Annotated in this window: 17 protein-coding genes and 1 pseudogene; all 18 read right to left on the reverse strand. The window is 59.4% G+C overall.

Features of this window, described 5'->3' with window-relative positions; genetic code table 11:
- Positions 1–13: 13 nt before the first annotated feature.
- Positions 14–919 (reverse strand): 2-hydroxyacid dehydrogenase, encoded by a 906-nt coding sequence (locus C5L12_RS05825; protein ID WP_105371306.1) that lies wholly within the window; start codon positions 917–919, stop codon positions 14–16.
- Between the two features lie 62 nt (positions 920–981).
- Positions 982–1,761 (reverse strand): amino acid ABC transporter ATP-binding protein, encoded by a 780-nt coding sequence (locus C5L12_RS05830; protein ID WP_105371088.1) that lies wholly within the window; start codon positions 1,759–1,761, stop codon positions 982–984.
- A gap of 21 nt (positions 1,762–1,782) precedes the next feature.
- Positions 1,783–2,586, reverse strand: coding sequence for a transporter substrate-binding domain-containing protein (locus C5L12_RS05835; RefSeq protein ID WP_105371089.1), 804 nt, complete (start codon positions 2,584–2,586; stop codon positions 1,783–1,785).
- Positions 2,587–2,637: 51 nt separating this feature from the next.
- The gene (locus tag C5L12_RS05840) at positions 2,638–3,294 is read right to left on the reverse strand and encodes an amino acid ABC transporter permease (RefSeq protein ID WP_105371307.1); all 657 of its coding nucleotides are present in this window, start codon (positions 3,292–3,294) and stop codon (positions 2,638–2,640) included.
- 13 nt (positions 3,295–3,307) lie between these two features.
- Entirely contained in the window at positions 3,308–3,976 is a 669-nt protein-coding gene (locus C5L12_RS05845; RefSeq protein ID WP_105371090.1) for an amino acid ABC transporter permease, read from the reverse strand.
- Between the two features lie 107 nt (positions 3,977–4,083).
- A complete protein-coding gene (locus tag C5L12_RS05850; RefSeq protein WP_105371308.1) occupies positions 4,084–5,118 on the reverse strand; it encodes a LacI family DNA-binding transcriptional regulator in 1,035 nt (344 codons plus the stop codon).
- Between the two features lie 98 nt (positions 5,119–5,216).
- Positions 5,217–6,053, reverse strand: a complete 837-nt coding sequence (locus tag C5L12_RS05855; RefSeq protein ID WP_105371091.1) for an inositol monophosphatase family protein — start codon at positions 6,051–6,053, stop codon at positions 5,217–5,219.
- Positions 6,054–7,067 carry a LacI family DNA-binding transcriptional regulator gene (locus C5L12_RS05860; RefSeq protein WP_105371309.1) on the reverse strand — a complete coding sequence of 338 codons (1,014 nt, stop codon included), beginning with the start codon at positions 7,065–7,067 and terminating at the stop codon, positions 6,054–6,056. It abuts the gene before it with no gap.
- Positions 7,062–7,793, reverse strand: a pseudogene (locus tag C5L12_RS28560) (glycerophosphodiester phosphodiesterase); the annotation flags it as partial. The gene C5L12_RS05860 and the pseudogene C5L12_RS28560, both read right to left, overlap by 6 nt.
- Positions 7,794–8,849 carry an ABC transporter ATP-binding protein gene (locus tag C5L12_RS05865; protein ID WP_105371092.1) on the reverse strand — a complete coding sequence of 352 codons (1,056 nt, stop codon included), beginning with the start codon at positions 8,847–8,849 and terminating at the stop codon, positions 7,794–7,796.
- A complete protein-coding gene (locus C5L12_RS05870; protein WP_105371093.1) occupies positions 8,849–9,691 on the reverse strand; it encodes a carbohydrate ABC transporter permease in 843 nt (280 codons plus the stop codon). Before C5L12_RS05870 ends, C5L12_RS05865 begins: the two co-directional genes overlap by 1 nt.
- A 2-nt stretch (positions 9,692–9,693) precedes the next feature.
- A complete protein-coding gene (locus tag C5L12_RS05875) occupies positions 9,694–10,995 on the reverse strand; it encodes a carbohydrate ABC transporter permease (RefSeq protein WP_105371094.1) in 1,302 nt (433 codons plus the stop codon).
- A gap of 64 nt (positions 10,996–11,059) precedes the next feature.
- A complete protein-coding gene (locus C5L12_RS05880; RefSeq protein ID WP_105371095.1) occupies positions 11,060–12,406 on the reverse strand; it encodes an extracellular solute-binding protein in 1,347 nt (448 codons plus the stop codon).
- Between the two features lie 179 nt (positions 12,407–12,585).
- Positions 12,586–13,656, reverse strand: a complete 1,071-nt coding sequence (modC, locus tag C5L12_RS05885) for a molybdenum ABC transporter ATP-binding protein (protein WP_105371096.1) — start codon at positions 13,654–13,656, stop codon at positions 12,586–12,588.
- Positions 13,653–14,354, reverse strand: coding sequence for a molybdate ABC transporter permease subunit (modB, locus tag C5L12_RS05890; RefSeq protein ID WP_105371097.1), 702 nt, complete (start codon positions 14,352–14,354; stop codon positions 13,653–13,655). The genes modC and modB overlap by 4 nt, the downstream gene beginning before the upstream one ends.
- A 204-nt stretch (positions 14,355–14,558) precedes the next feature.
- Positions 14,559–14,774, reverse strand: coding sequence for a hypothetical protein (locus C5L12_RS05895; RefSeq protein ID WP_105371098.1), 216 nt, complete (start codon positions 14,772–14,774; stop codon positions 14,559–14,561).
- Positions 14,775–14,875: 101 nt separating this feature from the next.
- Complete coding sequence (locus C5L12_RS05900) at positions 14,876–15,106, reverse strand: hypothetical protein (protein ID WP_105371099.1); 231 nt, start codon at positions 15,104–15,106, stop codon at positions 14,876–14,878.
- Between the two features lie 255 nt (positions 15,107–15,361).
- Positions 15,362–16,084 carry a molybdate ABC transporter substrate-binding protein gene (modA, locus tag C5L12_RS05905; protein ID WP_245422793.1) on the reverse strand — a complete coding sequence of 241 codons (723 nt, stop codon included), beginning with the start codon at positions 16,082–16,084 and terminating at the stop codon, positions 15,362–15,364.
- Positions 16,085–16,298 lie beyond the last annotated feature (214 nt).

Consider the following 16,298-nt stretch of genomic DNA (forward strand, 5'->3'; position numbering starts at 1 on the left):
GATTTTGTCCCACTCAGTTGACCGTGGTCGGCGGCTTTTCGCCGGCGAAATGGGCGGCGATATTGGCGAGCACCAATTCACCCATAGCTACGCGCGTCTCCACCGTTGCGCTGCCCTGATGGGGCATCAGCACGGTGTTTGGCGCAGAGAAGAACTCTTCCCGGATGTTGGGTTCATTGACGAAAACGTCGAGGCCGGCCCCAGCGATCGTTCCGCCATTAAGGGCGGCAAGCAACGCATCCTCGTCGACGACCGTGCCGCGGGCGATATTGATCAGCAGCCCGTTCGGCCCGAGCGCCTTCAGCACTTCGGCATCGACGATGTCACGGGTTTCGGCGGTCGCCGCGATGATCACGCAGAGCACGTCGCTGTCTTCCGCAAGCGCCACAGGCGAAGCGCAGGACTTCCAGGCGGTGTCCTTGACCGGCGACCGGTTCCAGTAGCGCACCGACATGCCGAAAGCTTCCGCACGGCGACCGAACGCCTTGCCGATCTGGCCGAGGCCCAGGATTCCGACCCGTTTGCCCTTGGGGCTGTGGCCAAGCGGAAACGGCTCTTTGCCCCAGCGGCCTTCGCGCACAAAGGCGTCACCCCTGGCGACGTGGCGAAGCGCCGCGAGCATCAGGGCAATGCCCGTATCCGCCACGTCATCGGTCAGCACGCCGGGCGTCGTGGTGACGTCGATATTGCGGCTGCGTGCGAAACCAAGATCCACCTTGTCGGTTCCGACGCCGTTGATGGCAATCACCCCGAGAGCCGGCAGCCTTTCGATCCATTCGTTGGTGATGCCGGTGCCGCCGCCGGTCGCGACTGCCTTGATTCTCGGCAGGGCAGCTTCGAGCGATGTCTTCTGGTTCGGGTCGTACATCCGGTGCACGGTATAGGCAGCGTCGAGCTTGTCCTCGATAAACTGCATCATCGGTTCCACGAGAAGGATGTCTGGTTTCACGTCGGAAACTCCATGGTTTAAGTGGATGACGGTCAGGAAATCTGGCCGAGGAAAGTCCTCAGCCGTTCATTTTTCGGATTAGCGAAAAATTCATCGGGCGTCCCCATCTCCAGAATTTCGCCCCGATCCATGAAGATCACCCGGTCGGCAACCTGGCGGGCGAAGCCCATTTCGTGCGTGACGCAGAGCATGGTCATGCCTTCCTTCGCAAGGTCGATCATCGTGTCCAGCACTTCCTTGACCATTTCCGGATCGAGCGCCGATGTGGGTTCGTCGAAAAGCATGATCTTTGGGTTCATGCAAAGCGCGCGGGCGATTGCAACGCGCTGCTGCTGGCCGCCGGAAAGCTGGGCTGGATATTTTTCCGCCTGCTCGGGGATGCGCACCCGCTCCAGGAATTTTCGAGCAGTCTTTTCTGCCTCGGCCCTGGAAATACCCCGCACCTTCATCGGCGCCAGTGTGCAGTTCTCTAAAACCGTCATATGCGGAAAAAGGTTGAACTGCTGGAAGACCATGCCGGTCTCCTGGCGCACGATATCGACGTTCTTGCCTCCCGCTGTGAGATCGTGGCCATCAACCACGATCCGGCCGGTCTTGATCGTCTCAAGCTGGTTGATACAGCGGATCAAGGTCGATTTTCCGGAGCCTGAGGGACCGCAGATGACGATCCGCTCCCCCCGCTTGACCGAAAGTTCGATATTCTTAAGCGCGTGGAATTCGCCATACCACTTGTTGACGCCTTCCATGTGCACGGCCAGTTCGGTAGCTCCCCGCCTGGCCGTGGCCGATGCGGTTGCATTTGCTTCAGTCATGCGAGGAACTCCCTTCTATTCTTACTTCTTCGCTCCGGCAACGAAATCCGGCAACGGCGCTCCAAGCCACTTCTCGTGGATCTTGTTGAGCTCGCCATTCGCCTTCACCTTTTCGACGAAGGCATTGACAGCCGCCAGGAGCTCCGTCGAACCCTTGCGGACCGCAATGCCCTGGACCTGCTGGCTGAGCTGCAGCTTCTGGTCGAAGCGGCCAGGAGCAGCCTTTTCGATCTGCGCGGCGACGACGTTCGAAACGCCGATCAATTCGACCTGACCGGAGAGGAGAGCCTGAACCGCGCTGGCATCGTCGTCGAAGCGCTGGATCTTGGCGTCCTTCGGAGCGATCTTGGTGACACCAGTATCCTGGGTGGAGGCGCGCGCAACGCCGATCGTCTTGCCGGAGAGGTCTTCCGGCTTGGAAACCGCCGTATCCTTCGCCCCGAAGACGCCGATCGAGATACCGGCATAGGGCTGCGAGAAGTCGACGCTCTTGGCGCGTTCTTCGGTAATGCCGAGCGAGGCGACGAGCAGGTCGACCTGGTTGCTCTGGAGATAGGGGATGCGGTTCGGGCCGGTGACCGGAACGATCTGCACCTTCACGCCCAATTCCTTGGCGAGCAGTTTTGCGACGTCCGCGTCATAACCGTCCGGTTCGTTCGACGTGTTCATGATGCCGAAGGGCGGGAAGTCGACCAGCATGCCGATCTTGACGGCACCTGCGGACTTGATGCTTTCGACCGCCTGCGCCGAGACCGTCGAGTCCATCGCCCCGAGCATCAGGCCTGCGCCGATTGCGGCCATTGCCATACGTCTGGTAATGTTCATTTTCCTACCCTTTTCTGTTGTGCCGGGGTCCTCCCCCCGGCTCGGGTCCCGTCAACGAGCCGTTGGCCGGGAAAATCTCGTTTCCATGCGTCGCGCCAGCACCGACAACGGCCAGCACAGCACGAAATAGACCGCTGCGACCGTTCCGAAGACCATGAACGGGCTGAAGGTCGCGTTGTTGATGATCTGACCCTGGCGGGTGAGTTCGGTGAAGCCGATGATCGCGGCGAGCGAAGTACCCTTGATGAGCTGCACCAGAAAGCCGACCGTCGGTGCCACGGCGACGCGGGACGCCTGCGGCAGAAGTATGTAGCGCATGCGGTTATAATAACGCAGGCCGAGCGCCGTTGCCGCCTCCCGTTGTCCGGGCGGGACCGCCTCGATGCAGCCGCGCCAGATTTCGCCGAGGAAGGCGCTGGCATGCAGTGTCAAAGCGACCGCGGCTGCGAGCCAGGGATTGATCGCAAAGCCCAGGATGTTCATGCCGAAAAAGACAAGGAAGAGCTGCATCAGCAGCGGCGTTCCCTGGAAGATGCGGATGAAACCGGTCGCGAGAAGGCGGGGCCACCTGGAATCCGAAACACGCGCAAGAGCGATGAAGAGGCCACCTACGCCGCCGCCGGCAAACGCGATCGCCGACAACGCGATCGTCCATTGCGCCGCCATGACAATGATCCAGAATTCGCTCCAGCCGAAAGGTCTGATCAGCATAACGCCACTCCTATCGGCTCAACGGATACTTGAAGGCGGCCTTCTCTATGATCGAGAAGATCGCCGAGAAGCCGACCGACATGGCGAGATACATGAGCGTGATGACGATATACACCTCAAAGCTTGCGAAGGTCGCCGACTGCAGGTCGTTGCCGGCGGCGGCAAGATCGTCGGCCGAGATTGCCGAAACGACGCTCGAGGTCAGCATCAGGTAAATGAACTGGCTGGTCAGCGCCGGATAAACGGTGCGCAGCGCGGGCTTCATGATGATGTAGCGGAAAATCTGGAGCTTCGAGAGGCCGAGCGCGGTGCCCGCCTCCACCTGCCCCTTTTGAATCGACTCGATGCCCGCGCGGATGATTTCGGTCCCGTAGGCGCCGAAATTGACAACCAGCGCCAGGAGTGCCGCGCCGTTTGGCGTGAGGCGCAGGCCGAGTGACGGCAGGCCGAAGAAGATGAAGAAGATCTGCACCAGGAAAGGCGTGTTGCGGATGATTTCGATATAGGCGTCGATGATCCATCGCAAAGGCACCACGCCGGACGTCTTGCCGGCGGCGCAAAGGACGGAGACGATCAGCCCCAGGATCATTGCTGCGCAGGAAAGCTGGATCGTCAGCCAAGCGCCGATCAAAAGCTGATCCAGCCCTGCGAGCACGGGCTCGAAGTTGAAATTGTACACTTGGGTCCTCCCCAAAGATGCCGAAAGTGCACCGCTCCTCTGCGATACATCTGCATTTAGATCGATCTAAAAACTTTTCAGCCGCACGTCAACCGGATTTAATCGTGTCACACCGCCGCAATCATCGCCGGTCCGCAGGATTGACGAATGTGGAGCTGCGTTTGCTGCACGATTCTTTCCGGTGGGCGCAGCGGATCAGCCAGCCGGTTCAAGAGAAGCCGGGCGGCATTGTTTCCGATTGTCGCGGGTGCCGTCGAAACGGACGTCAACCGCGGCCGCATCGCCTCCGCGTCGGTTACATCGTCGAAGCCAATCAATGAAAAATCCGAACCGACCTTGACCCCACAGTCGTAGAGCCCGGCGGAAAGACCGAGCGCTATGACATCATTGAAGCAGATGACCGCCGTTGGCGGGTCAGGGCGATTGAGGAGGAGATTTGCCGAGCTGGCAATCCCACCAAGCTGGTTCGGCACACGGATAATCATGTCCGCGCCGAGGCCATGAGACTGCATCGCCTCGCCGAAGCCGCTGATACGCTCATGGTAGGCCGAATGGATCGGGCCATGCACGGCAAAGGCAATACGGCGATGACCAAGCGACACCAGATAGTCGACAGCCTGATGCATGCCCCCTGCATAATCCACGCCGGCATAGTCTGCTTCATCGGAAATCTGGCGCAGGGCCTGCACCAGCGGCAGGTTCCACTCTGCGACGCGCCGCAAATATGTGGGTTCGGTACCCGCCGCGGGGCACAAGATGACACCATCGACGCCGTGCTCCCGCATTCGCTGCATCACCGCGTCCTGCCGGTCGGGCAGATCGCCGCTATTGGCCAGGATGACCACCAGACCTGCCTCGTCGATCATGGCCTCGATTCCGGAGAGCAATTCGGCAAAAAACGGATTGGTAAGATTGGGCACGATGACGCCGACGGTGTGACTGCGCTCTGCGCGAAGGCGTGCCGCGCCCATGTTGTAGACATAACCGAGCTCGCGCATGACCTCTTCGACCCGGGCTCTGGTCTCGCTTCCCACCAGCGGGCTCTTGCGGATGACCAGCGAAGCGGTTGCCCGCGAAACATTGGCGCGACGCGCCACATCAAGGAGCGTTACGCGGCTTTTCTTTTGGTCTCGTGAGGGCATGAACGTCACTTGGCAGAGGTATGGGAAGAGGTCAATGATCCCTTCCTTATACATCGACCCGAGAACGGTTCCGGTCAATCCATCTCGACGCCCGGCCGTCAAGACGCGACGGCGGACAAGTCCTCCATTTCCAACAGGAATGCGAATTCATCGGCCAGCGCGGGAGAACAAGCCACCGCCGGTCCGCCATGCCGAAGCAGTTTTTCAAATGATGGCATAAAAACCGTGGCGCCCGCTTCAGCGGCGATGAGCATGCCGGCCAGCATGTCCCAGGCAGACAGATGCCGCTCGTAATAGAGATCGGATATGCCTTCAGCAACGCGAACCAGACCGATCGCTGCAGCTCCCATGCGGCGGTAGTCGATACCGCGCTCATAAAGCTTGCGGGAGACGGCGAGATAATCCTCAAAGTCGGTGCGTCGGGAATGGCCGAGGATGGCGATAGCATGGGAGGGATCGCTGGTTTTGGCGGCAGCGATCGGTTCACCTTCCTTGAAGGCGCCCTGCCCGCGGATCGCATGGAAAACCATGTCTTGCGCTGCGTCATAAATCACGCCGACCAGGATCCTGCCGCCGGCGACGAAGGCTATAGACACACCCCAGTGACGAAAGCCGCGAATGAAATTGGTCGTTCCGTCGATCGGATCCACCACCCACATGCCGCCCTCACCTGCCCCAGTCCCTTCATAGCCGCCACCTTCTTCGCCCATGAAGGAATCCTGCGGGAATTCTTCAAGCAATGTCGTGCGGATAGCCAGTTCGGCTCGCCTGTCGGCGACGGTAACGAAATCTTGCAAGCCCTTGTTCTCGACGTTAAGCGTCTCCGGCAGAGCTTCGGCGCGAAAGGCCGCGACCGCCCTTCCGACACGGCGGGCGATCGAGATCGCAGTTTCGGCGCGGGCTTTCAGGAAAGTAATATCGGATGCGAACGCCATTTATGCGCTTCTTCTCTTGATCAGCGTTACAGGCGTGAACTCCACCCGCGAGACCGCATCCGGATCGGCCATGCGGCTGATGAGGAGATCGATCACCTGTTCCGCCTGCACCTCGCAAGGTTGGACGAAAGTGGTGAGATCATAGGCTGCCCAGCTTGCCTGGGGAATGTCGTCATGCCCAATGACCTTTACCGACCCGTAGCCCATTCCCGCCCTGGCAAGCCCGTCAAGGACGCCGCAGGCCATGTAGTCGTTGACCGAAAAGACGCCGTCGACACCGAGATTCAGAAGCCTCTCCGCCGCCTCATAACCGTGCCTGTAATCGTTGATCGTAACAGGAACCAGCGTCGCCTCGACGCCAAGGCTTGTGCAGCGATTCTGAAAAGCTTCCGCACGACGGCGTGAGGAATAGGAGACGGCCGTCCCGGCCACGACTGCCAGCTTTGCTGCGCCGGCCTCCAGCAAATGATCGGCCGCGGTATAACCCGACATCCGGTCATCGGAAACGACACGGTCGACAAAGGGAAAATCTTCACCCTTGTTGATCAGCACGATCGGTACGCCTTCGGCGGCGCATTCCTCACAGATATGCGAGGGCGGCGCGTCGGAGGTGACGATGACGCCGGAGACCGCGTAATGCAGCAGCTGCCCGATGACGGTCGAAGTATCCGCCTCCTTGGAGGTCGGCAGCAGGATCGGCCGATAATTGCGGGCGATCAGTGCTCGCGCCAGATGTTCGAGCTGCTGGGTGCGGAAGGGGTTATCGAGACCTGCCGCGACGAGTCCAACGAAATCCGACCGCTTGTTCGTCAGGCTGCGGGCGAGATAATTGACCCGATAGCCGAGTTCTCTGGCGGCTTGATAAACTTTCTCGCGGGTCTTCTCCGAAACGCTCGCGTCCGGCGTAAAGGCACGGGATACGGCGGCGCGGGAGACGCCCGCCGCCCGCGCCACGTCGAAAGAGGTGACGCGACGTTGCTCCCGGGTCGTCCCGTTCGGCTCCCTGGAACGCATCAGGTCAGGCAGATCGGTACAGATGCCGAGAACCGGCAGTGTCATGATATCCTTCAACACATCCGACCGCTCCTCGTGCCACAGCACGATCTCCTTGCCGTCGGAAAAGGCCTTTTCGACGAGTTCTTCGGTGACGAATTCCTGCGGGGTGTCGCTCGCCTTTTCCCAGCAGAGATGCAGGATATCGGCGCCTGATTCTCTTCCCAGCAGATGCGGATCGTGACCAATGCGGATCAGCACGGACAACGGAAAATCGCAGCCCATCTCCCGCAATTCGCGGACCTGCTGGACATCGAACGAGCCGAGGCAGGCAAAGCGCTGGTTCATCTCATTCAGATGCTGCCAGCAGAGCGGCCCAGTGCCGGGCCGCTTGAGTTCCACATAGAGTCCGCAGCCGGTGGCGCGGCCAAGCTCAGCCACTTCCTCGAAGCTCGGCACGTCAGGCACGATCGCGCGAAGCTCGGCAAAGCTCATCTGGGAAATATATAGGTCTTTGGCGAATACGCGTTCCAGGTGATCATCGTGGGAGATGACGACGACCCCATCGGCGGTCATCTGGGTGTCGAGTTCCCACATCTCGGCGCCGAGTTCGGCCGCCCTGCGGAAAGCGGCGAGCGTATTTTCCCGTTCATGGCCGCTTGCGCCGCGATGGCCGATGCAGAATGGCATCCGTCCCCTGTTTTCCGGCCACCCGAACCTCCTGAAGAAGTCAGCGAAGCTATGCATTCAAAGCCTCCGGCCATCTTCCGCGAAGACGAAGGCCGCCTCGCTGGAAAGGTTCCAGCGAACGCAGTCGCCGAGCTTCACGTCATCGCGCACCGGCTGGATCGAACGCAATACGGATCCATCCGCGAGCACGACATCATAGAGGTTTTCACGCCCCTGTGTTTCCGCGAATACGACCTTGCCCTCGATGGCGAGGTCGCCGTCGGGGCCGAAGTGCTCGGGCCGGATACCGAGCGTCAGGGCTCTGCCATCACCAATGTCGCGAAGCGACCCGAGAGGCAGCCTGAAATTACCATCGTCGGAGACGAACGCCCCGCCCAGTGCCTTGCCCTTCAGGAAAGAGATCGGCGGATTGCCGAGGAAACCGGCGACGAAGGCGGAGCGTGGATCGTTGTACATTTCCGACGGCGTGGCGATCTGGACGATCTCGCCTTCTTTCATGATGGCGATACGGTCGCACATGCTCATTGCTTCCACCTGGTCATGCGTCACGAGGATGGCGGTAATGCCCGTCTCCTTCTGCAGACGGCGGATTTCCGAACGCATCTCAAGGCGCAATTTCGCATCCAGATTGGCAAGCGGTTCGTCGAGCAGCAGCACGTCCGGGCGACGGATAAGAGCACGAGCGAGCGCGACGCGCTGCTGTTGACCGCCGGAAAGCTGGGAGGGCCGTCGACCGAGGAGATTGTCGATGTGGACGAGTGCGGAAATTTCAGCGACCCGTCTTTTGATGTCGCTGGCGGGCAACCGCCGCACCGTCAGAGGAAATCCGATATTCTCCTCGACCGTCATGTGCGGATAAAGCGCATAGGATTGGAAGACCACGCCGACATTGCGCTCCTGGCTCGGCAGGTTGGTGACGTCCCTGTCGCCAAATAGAATGCGGCCCGCAGTCGGCCTATGGATGCCGCAAATCGCAAACAGGGTCGTGGATTTGCCGCAACCGGAAGGGCCAAGCAACGCCAGCATTTCTCCGGAACCCACTTCGAGGTCCATCGCCTCGATGACCTTGGTGCTTCCGAAACTTTTCGAGAATTTGTCGAGCAGAATACGCATCAGCCCTTGGTGCCTCCGCCGTAGATGTTCATGAGATGCTTCTGGAAAAAGACATAGAGAATGAGGACCGGAACGACATAGAACACGCCGACAGCCTTGAAAGTGGCGAAATCGAAGTTGTTGTCGTCGGCAATCAGGCTCGCCAGGTAGACCGATAGCACCTGCACCTGTGCCCCGGGCGCAAGCACCTGCGGCAGAATGAACTCGCTCCACCCGGTGAGAAATGAGAAGAGGCCGAGCGCCATGATTGCCGGCTTGATCTGCGGCAGGACGAGTCTCCGCCAGACGGTGAACCGCGAGGCTCCGTCGACAAGACCTGCCATCTCTATTTCCCATGGCACGGTGTCGTAGAAGCCCTTCATCAGCCAGATGCCGAGCGGCATGTCGATTGCCGCTTTCACCAGAATGACCCCGATCAGCGAATTATAGAGGCCGACATACTGAAGCACGATGAAGATCGAGATGATGAGCGTCACCGAGGGAAAGGCATGCAGCACCATGACCCCGGCCAGCAATAGGCCGCGCGCAGGCACATTCAGCCGCGACAGCACATAACCTGCCATAGAGGAGACGATCAGGATCACCGCCGTGATGCTGGCTGCAAAAATGAAGGTGTTGAGGGTAACGAGCCAGATGCTGGCTTTGCCCGGCCGGATCTCCCAGAGGAAGCGCCAGTGTTCGAGCGTCAGCTCATTCGGGATGAGCGAACCCGCCTCCGAATTGCTGATCGTATCGACGAAGAGATAGGTATACATCAACACCAGCGGCAGGCTGACCAGCGTCAGCAGGAAGATGACCGGCACGCTTGAGAAATTCACGGAAATCTGAGTCTTGTCGGCCATCATCAATCCTCGATCAACGGCTTGGAGATCAGGGTGTCGTAACGAAAGATGCGCAGGTAAATCAGCGACAGGACGATCCCGATAACCACCAGCACCAGCGCGAGGGCGGCGCCCAGGCCGTATTCCAGATTGCCGGTATAGTTGTTGAGCGCGGTATGGTAGGCGGCGAGCGACCAGACCTCGGTCGCCCGCCCCGGCCCGCCGCGGGTCGAAAGGAGGATTTCGTTGAAGGAGGCAAGCAGCGAAAGTGTCTGGTAGCAGGTGACGAACAGGATCGGCCAGCGCAGTTGCGGCAGGATGATGTAGCGGATCTGCTGCCAGCGGCTGGCGCCATCCACCTCGCTTGCATGAAAATGCGTTTGAGGGATCGCCTTGATCGCCGAGGAAAAGACCAGCATTCCCATCGACGCACCGATGAAGCCGTTGATCAGGATCACGAAGAACCAGGCGTTGTAGGCATTGTCGAGCAGATAGTTCTTCGGCGGCACCCCGAACTGGCCCAGAAACATGGAAATAAAACCATTGTCCCAGGTGAGCCACTTCCACATCAAGACATAGATCACCACCGGCGTAATGCGCGGCAGGAGCCAGACGGCGCGGAAGACGGAGGCGGTCGCAGGCGGCATATAGTGGGTCGTCACCGCCAGGAACAGCGCATAGCTCACGTTGAAGAGCATAAGCGTTACCGCGACATAGAAGGCGGTATTGAAAAAAATTTTCGCCATGTCCGGCGAGCTGGCGATGACCCTGAAATTGTCTGTTGTCCAGACCCAGCCGGTATAGGTTACTCGCGCAACCTTATCCTGCTCCTCTGGTGTCATCGTGAAGCCCAGTTTTTCCAGGCTGCCGATCAGCGCGTCGCGCGTCTCGAACCGGGTGTTGAGGACCGAACGGTTGAAAAGGTCGGAGATCTGCTTCACCTCGCGGGTCGAGGGACGGTCCTTGAGTGCCTTTATGACCCGTTCTGCTTCCCGCCGAGATGCGAAAACCGCACCCACGTGCTGCCCCCGCAGTTCCGCGACGTAACCCGGCTTCAGTTTCAACGCCTCCAGCGCCGCCAATCCTTCGTCATCTATGACAAAACGCGGCTCTGCTATGCCTGCGGCAAGCTCCGGCATATCATCCTGGAGCCGGTTCGCTGCGCTTTGGGTGACCTGATAGACGCCGCCGGAAATACCGGTCGCCGTGCTCATGTTGGTCATGGCGAAGATGCCCGTCAGGATTGCCGGCATCAGGTAGAACAGGAAGATCATGGTCGCAGCAGGCGCGATCATGATTATGCCGAGCGTTCGCGACGTTCGCATGGGGAAACCTTAGGAAGAAAGGCAGGCGGCGGAGCGGTGCCGCCCGCAGTCATGAGGGCCTTGATCAGCGGATGACGATTGCGCTGCCGAGCGTCGACTTCAGCTCGGCTTCGGCATCGTTGACTGCGGCGTCAGCCGTTTTAGCGCCGGTCCAGGCCGCTTCCATGTTCTTCCACATGATCGTCCAATACTTGCCGAAATCGGCATTGTTCGGCATCGCATTGGCATGTGGCAGAAGGCGCTCGGTTGCCTCCGAGGCCCAGCGGTTGCTGGAGTAGAGATCGACCTTGGTCTCGGATGGCGAGATGCCGAGATGCGCCGACTTGATGGCATGCAGCGCATTGATGCGCGGCTCGGAAGCGATCTTGACGAGATCGGCAGCGATCTGGGTCGTTTCCTGATCGTGACCCGCCATCAGGAGATAGGTCAACGGATGGGTGAGCGTATTTGCCTTGCCACCTTCGCCGGCCGGGATCAGTGTGAACTGGACGTTGTCGAAGAAGTCCTTGAGGCCTTCCTGGTTCACCAGCCGTGCATAGTGCCAGGTGCCGCCGTGCCAGATCCCCGCCTTGCCGGTGGCGACTTCCTTCCACCACTGGTCGCCGGGCATGCCAATATGGTTCTTCTTGGTGACGCCTGCTGCAACGAGGTCGGCGAAATACTGATAGGTGCGCTTCATCGCGGCCTTGTCGAAGACAAGCTTGCCTTCTTCTTCCATGACGCCGCCGAAAGAGGTGTAGAACTGCCAATAGTCAGGGCCGTTATTGGTGCGCGGATAGAAGCCGTACCCGGCCTGGACAAGACCCTTGTCCTGCATCTTCTTGGCATCTTCGAGGACGTTTTTCAGCGTATATTCGCCCTTCTCGACCTTTGCCGGCAGAGCTTCGAGATCAGCATCCGTATAGCCGATCGCCTTCATGTAAGGCTTCCAGAAGAAGAAGGGGCGGGATTCGGCGTCCTGCGGGATGCCGTAAACCGTGCCATTGAAGGAGGCGATCTCCATGAGGTTTGGGTAGATATCGCTGATCGGCCACGCATCGAGGTCGATATAATCCTCGGCCGGAACGATAAGACCCGCCTGAGCCCAGGGACCGATATCCTCATGGCCGGTCGCAACGATGTTCGGAGCCTTCTTGGCTTCTGCGGCAAGCGTCAGCGCCTGCTTGAAATCTTCCCAGCCGGAATAGGGCGTCTTCTGCACGATGATGTTGAGCTGTTCGCCGCGGACTGCGGCTTCGCGCTCGAGAATGTCTGCGGCAATTTCGATCGCATCGACGCGGTAGTTGTCATTCGGGCCGGAACCACCCGACCAGACGGAAATGCTGAAATCTTTGGCGGAGGCAAAGACGGCGGTCGAGGTGAGAAGAACGGCGGCGAGCGCGGCGGATTTCAATATCGGAAGAACAGTCATGGTTTAACTCCCCGAAGAGCGAAAATGGCTGCTTCCGGACACCGGCAGGCACTGACCTCGTGCGGCGGAAGCGCTGAATTCATGATCAACGAGAGCGGTTTAGTGGGCCTCCATAACACCCGAATGACAAAATGCACGCGTGTGCAAAATTTTGGTGGCGATCCTCCAGCTGCTGCAGATCAGCGTTCCAGCGCTACTGTCTTGATCACCGCAAAGACTGGTTCTTCGAGTTTCAACGAAAGCCGTTCGGCCGAAAGCGCGGTGATGCGGGCGAGTACAAAATCGTCGCCGCAACGGATACGCACGCGCACCATGCCCTCGCCATCGGCCTCGATCGCAGCGACGCGACCCTCGACGATGTTAAGGGCGCTCAGGCCCTCCGGCCGCTTTGTCGCAATCATCACATCCCGTTCCGGGATATGCAGCCTGACCATTGCCGCGACCTCCACCTGCGCGGTCGGAACGATCAGCCGAAAAGTTGAAAGCCTTATCGTCGCCAGGTGGTGGACGGCGTCGATCGTCTCGACGGCGCCCGAAAGTACCACTCCGGCTTCCCGACGGTCCGACGATAGGAAGGAAAAGCCGCCCAAGATCTCCGAAGTGGTTCCAACCGCCTCGACCCGGCCATTTTGCATCATCACCACCTGGTCGGCCAGGCGCGCCACTTCCGCGGTCGAATGACTGACATAGACAATCGGTGTCGACGTTTCGTCCCGCAACCTCTCCAGATAGGGAAGTATCTCTGCTTTGCGTGGGTCGTCTAGGGAGGCAAGCGGCTCGTCCATCAGGAGCAATCGCGGTCCGGCAAACAAAGCCCGCCCAATCGCCACGCGCTGCTTTTCTCCGCCGGAGAGTGTTGCAGGCCGGCGATCCAACAATCCGCCAATACCGAGAAGATCGATGATGTGCCGGAAGTCGCGAACGCGCGCAGACTTCGGCGCAAACCACCATCCATAGTTGAGATTCTGGCGGACGGTCAGATGCGGGAAAAGCCGACCTTCCTGGAAAACATAGCCGAAATGGCGTCGATGCGCCGGCACGAATATGCCTCTTTCGGTATCGAGCAGCACCTGTTCATCGATCCGGAGGCTTCCCCGTTGCGGCTTGGAAAGCCCGGCAATCACCCGGATCAGAGAGGTCTTTCCTGATCCCGACGGCCCAAACAGCGCCGTCACGCCACGTCTGGATGCGAAGCGGGCGTCAAGCACGAACCCGCCCAGCGTCTGGTGCACATCCACAACCAGCGTCATTCGACCTGCACTCTTTTGCCGACCAGATAGGCCATGAATTCGGAAGCAAGCAGAGCGGCGGAAGAAATCGCGATCGCCACGATCGTCAGCCGCATGGCGCCAGCGTCACCGCCGGGCACCTGGGTAAAGGTGTAAATTGCTGCGGATAGGGTTTGCGTTTCGCCGGGAATGTTGGACACGAAGGTGATCGTCGCACCAAATTCGCCCATGGCCTTGGCGAAAGCAAGGATCATGCCGGCGATAATGCCGGGAAGGATCAGCGGCAGGGTGACAGTCATGAATACCCAGGCCGGGCTGGCGCCGAGCGTCCTTGCCGCCTCTTCCAGCTTACGGTCCACTGTTTCGACCGACAGGCGTATGGACCGCACCATCAGCGGGAACCCCATGACGCCGCAGGCAAGCGCGGCACCGGTCCATCGAAACGAAAAGACAATGCCGAGATATTCGTCCAGGAAGGCGCCTATGACCCCGCGTCGACCGAAAAGGACAAGCAAGAGGAAACCGGTTACCACCGGAGGCAGGATGAGCGGCAGATGCACCAGGCCATTGAGAATCGATTTTCCCCAAAATCGGCCTCGGGCCAGCAGATAGGCGATCAGGATGCCGAAGGGCAGGCTTACGGTCATCGCGACGGCGGAAACCCACAGGCTCAGCCTGATCGCGGCCCATTCCTCGTCGCTCAATTGAAGCCAGTCCAAACGTCGATCCTGCCCAGGACAATATATCACTTTGGATATATCGGGACGGCTTGGATGGCTAGGGTACTGCAGGAAAACTTCTCTTGTGATGCCGGCGGCGGAAGAGCTTTTGACTTCAAGCCAAGTCTCTCCCGGCGCCAGAAATATCAGCGCGCGGGCAATCCTGTCGTGCCGCCCGCGCAGGCTTAGAAAGTTCAAACGCGGTTAGCGATTATCGCGGTTGGTTTTCTCGAAGATCGGTTGGCCGTGGTTGCGACCGTCGACGCGGATCTCACCGATGCTGCCGGTTCTCACGTTGTCGACCTTTGCAGAAACCTGGGTCTTGGCAGTGCCTTCGAAATAATCTCCTTCGGCAAGCGCGGAACCTGCAAAAGCGGTGGCAGCGATCATGGCCGAAATTACGGAGAATGACGTCTTCATTGCTTTATTCCTTTCAGAGTGCATCCGCGGCTTAAGTTTGCGACCTGCCAGGCGGATGGGTATTCGGTATCTTGAATGAAATGCGCTCGTCTCAGGTACCGTCAGCGGTTGTCCCGGCTTGTCTGGCCGAAGATCGGCTGACGAGCGCCTTGGCTGTCGCCGTGGGACTGCTCGACACTGCTGGTCCTGATGTCGTCGACCGAGGAGTCGGCTCGGGCGGCGACCTGCGCCTTCGAGGTGCCGTTGTAATAGTCGCCTTCAGCAGAAGCAGCGCCAGCAAATGAAGCCGAGGCGATCATGGCTGCAGCGACGGTGGAAATAATGCTTTTCATGGTCGTATTCTCTTTCGGGCGGAGCCGTAAGAAATGGGCTCCGGGTTGGTCTTTCAAAGAAGCAGTCGCCTACTTCTGGTCATGGAAATGGAGGTTGCGGCGCTCGTCCGGTAGGGCGTGATTTCCAAACGCAATGTTCGAGAATGGGGAACAAACGATCTCGGGCAGGCAGTCAACGCACCGAGCAACCGCCGAAGACGAACGAGAAACGGGCCTCAACAGGAGCCGTTTCCGTTCGTCCTTCCGAGGCGGCAATCACTTTAAAATGGTAAAGCCCTCTTTTTCGAAAAAGGGCGCAGCTTCGGGCGATTTGAGGAAATCAAGATAGGCGAACGCTTCTGCGGATTTCGCATTTGCAAGGATTGCGATCGGGTAGATGATCGGAGGGTGACTATCTTCCGGGAAGGTCCCGACGACCGTTACCCCCGGATCCGCAGCGGCGTCCGTCCGATACACGATGCCGTAGGGGGCTTCCCCACGCGAGACGAATGCCAGTGCGGCGCGTACACTTTCAGCACCTGCAATGCTCTTTTCCACCGCCGGCCAAACACCGAGCTTCTCGAGCGCAGCCTTGCCGTATTTTCCGGCCGGCACGGACGCCGGCGCCCCCATCGCCAGCCTGCCGCCGGAAAGAAGGCCGGCCAGATCGAAGCCGGGCCTGATATCGACAGGTCTTGCATTGTCGCTGGGAGCAACGAGGACGATCCGGTTGCCGAGCCAGTTGAACCTGCTGTCCTGCTTCACGAGCTTTCGTTCGGAAAGATAATTCATCCAGTCGATATCGGCCGAAATGAAGATATCGGCGGGAGCGCCGGCCTCGATCTGTTTGGCTAGCGCCGAGCTGGCAGCGTAGGAAGCGGTCACCGGCTTGCCGAAGGCCTTGTTGGCGTTGTCGAGGGCGTTTTTCATGCTGGCAGCTGCAAATACCGTCACCTTTTCCTGCGCCAGTGCCGGGCCGAGCATCCCGACCACTGCCATGAAAACGCCTAGGGCGAAGGCGAACGAGATATTCTTCCAGGAGCGGCGATCGGTGGTCATGAATGTCCCTCTTGAGTTAATCGAGATATCTCAGAGAATATATCGTCCCGCAATTTTTTGACCAGCGTTATATCCGTTGAGATATCTTGCCGCACCCTTCGCGACTGGCATGGGAAACACTTTCTTAGCCTCCACGGGTCACCCACGAATTTTG

The sequence above is a fragment of the Neorhizobium huautlense genome (assembly GCF_002968575.1).
GTDB lineage: Bacteria > Pseudomonadota > Alphaproteobacteria > Rhizobiales > Rhizobiaceae > Neorhizobium > Neorhizobium huautlense.

What these genes read in the sequence shown, in the direction of transcription:
- C5L12_RS05900 (WP_105371099.1), bottom strand. Translation starts at nt 15,106, where the DNA reads ATGAAAAGCATTATTTCCACCGTCGCTGCAGCCATGATCGCCTCGGCT.
- C5L12_RS05875 (WP_105371094.1), bottom strand. Translation starts at nt 10,995, where the DNA reads ATGCGAACGTCGCGAACGCTCGGCATAATCATGATCGCGCCTGCTGCG.
- C5L12_RS05880 (WP_105371095.1), bottom strand. Translation starts at nt 12,406, where the DNA reads ATGACTGTTCTTCCGATATTGAAATCCGCCGCGCTCGCCGCCGTTCTT.
- C5L12_RS05850 (WP_105371308.1), bottom strand. Translation starts at nt 5,118, where the DNA reads ATGCCCTCACGAGACCAAAAGAAAAGCCGCGTAACGCTCCTTGATGTG.
- C5L12_RS05830 (WP_105371088.1), bottom strand. Translation starts at nt 1,761, where the DNA reads ATGACTGAAGCAAATGCAACCGCATCGGCCACGGCCAGGCGGGGAGCT.
- C5L12_RS05895 (WP_105371098.1), bottom strand. Translation starts at nt 14,774, where the DNA reads ATGAAGACGTCATTCTCCGTAATTTCGGCCATGATCGCTGCCACCGCT.
- modC (WP_105371096.1), bottom strand. Translation starts at nt 13,656, where the DNA reads ATGACGCTGGTTGTGGATGTGCACCAGACGCTGGGCGGGTTCGTGCTT.
- C5L12_RS05825 (WP_105371306.1), bottom strand. Translation starts at nt 919, where the DNA reads ATGATGCAGTTTATCGAGGACAAGCTCGACGCTGCCTATACCGTGCAC.
- C5L12_RS05860 (WP_105371309.1), bottom strand. Translation starts at nt 7,067, where the DNA reads ATGCGTTCCAGGGAGCCGAACGGGACGACCCGGGAGCAACGTCGCGTC.
- C5L12_RS05870 (WP_105371093.1), bottom strand. Translation starts at nt 9,691, where the DNA reads ATGGCCGACAAGACTCAGATTTCCGTGAATTTCTCAAGCGTGCCGGTC.
- modA (WP_245422793.1), bottom strand. Translation starts at nt 16,084, where the DNA reads ATGGCAGTGGTCGGGATGCTCGGCCCGGCACTGGCGCAGGAAAAGGTG.
- C5L12_RS05835 (WP_105371089.1), bottom strand. Translation starts at nt 2,586, where the DNA reads ATGAACATTACCAGACGTATGGCAATGGCCGCAATCGGCGCAGGCCTG.
- C5L12_RS05855 (WP_105371091.1), bottom strand. Translation starts at nt 6,053, where the DNA reads ATGGCGTTCGCATCCGATATTACTTTCCTGAAAGCCCGCGCCGAAACT.
- C5L12_RS05865 (WP_105371092.1), bottom strand. Translation starts at nt 8,849, where the DNA reads ATGCGTATTCTGCTCGACAAATTCTCGAAAAGTTTCGGAAGCACCAAG.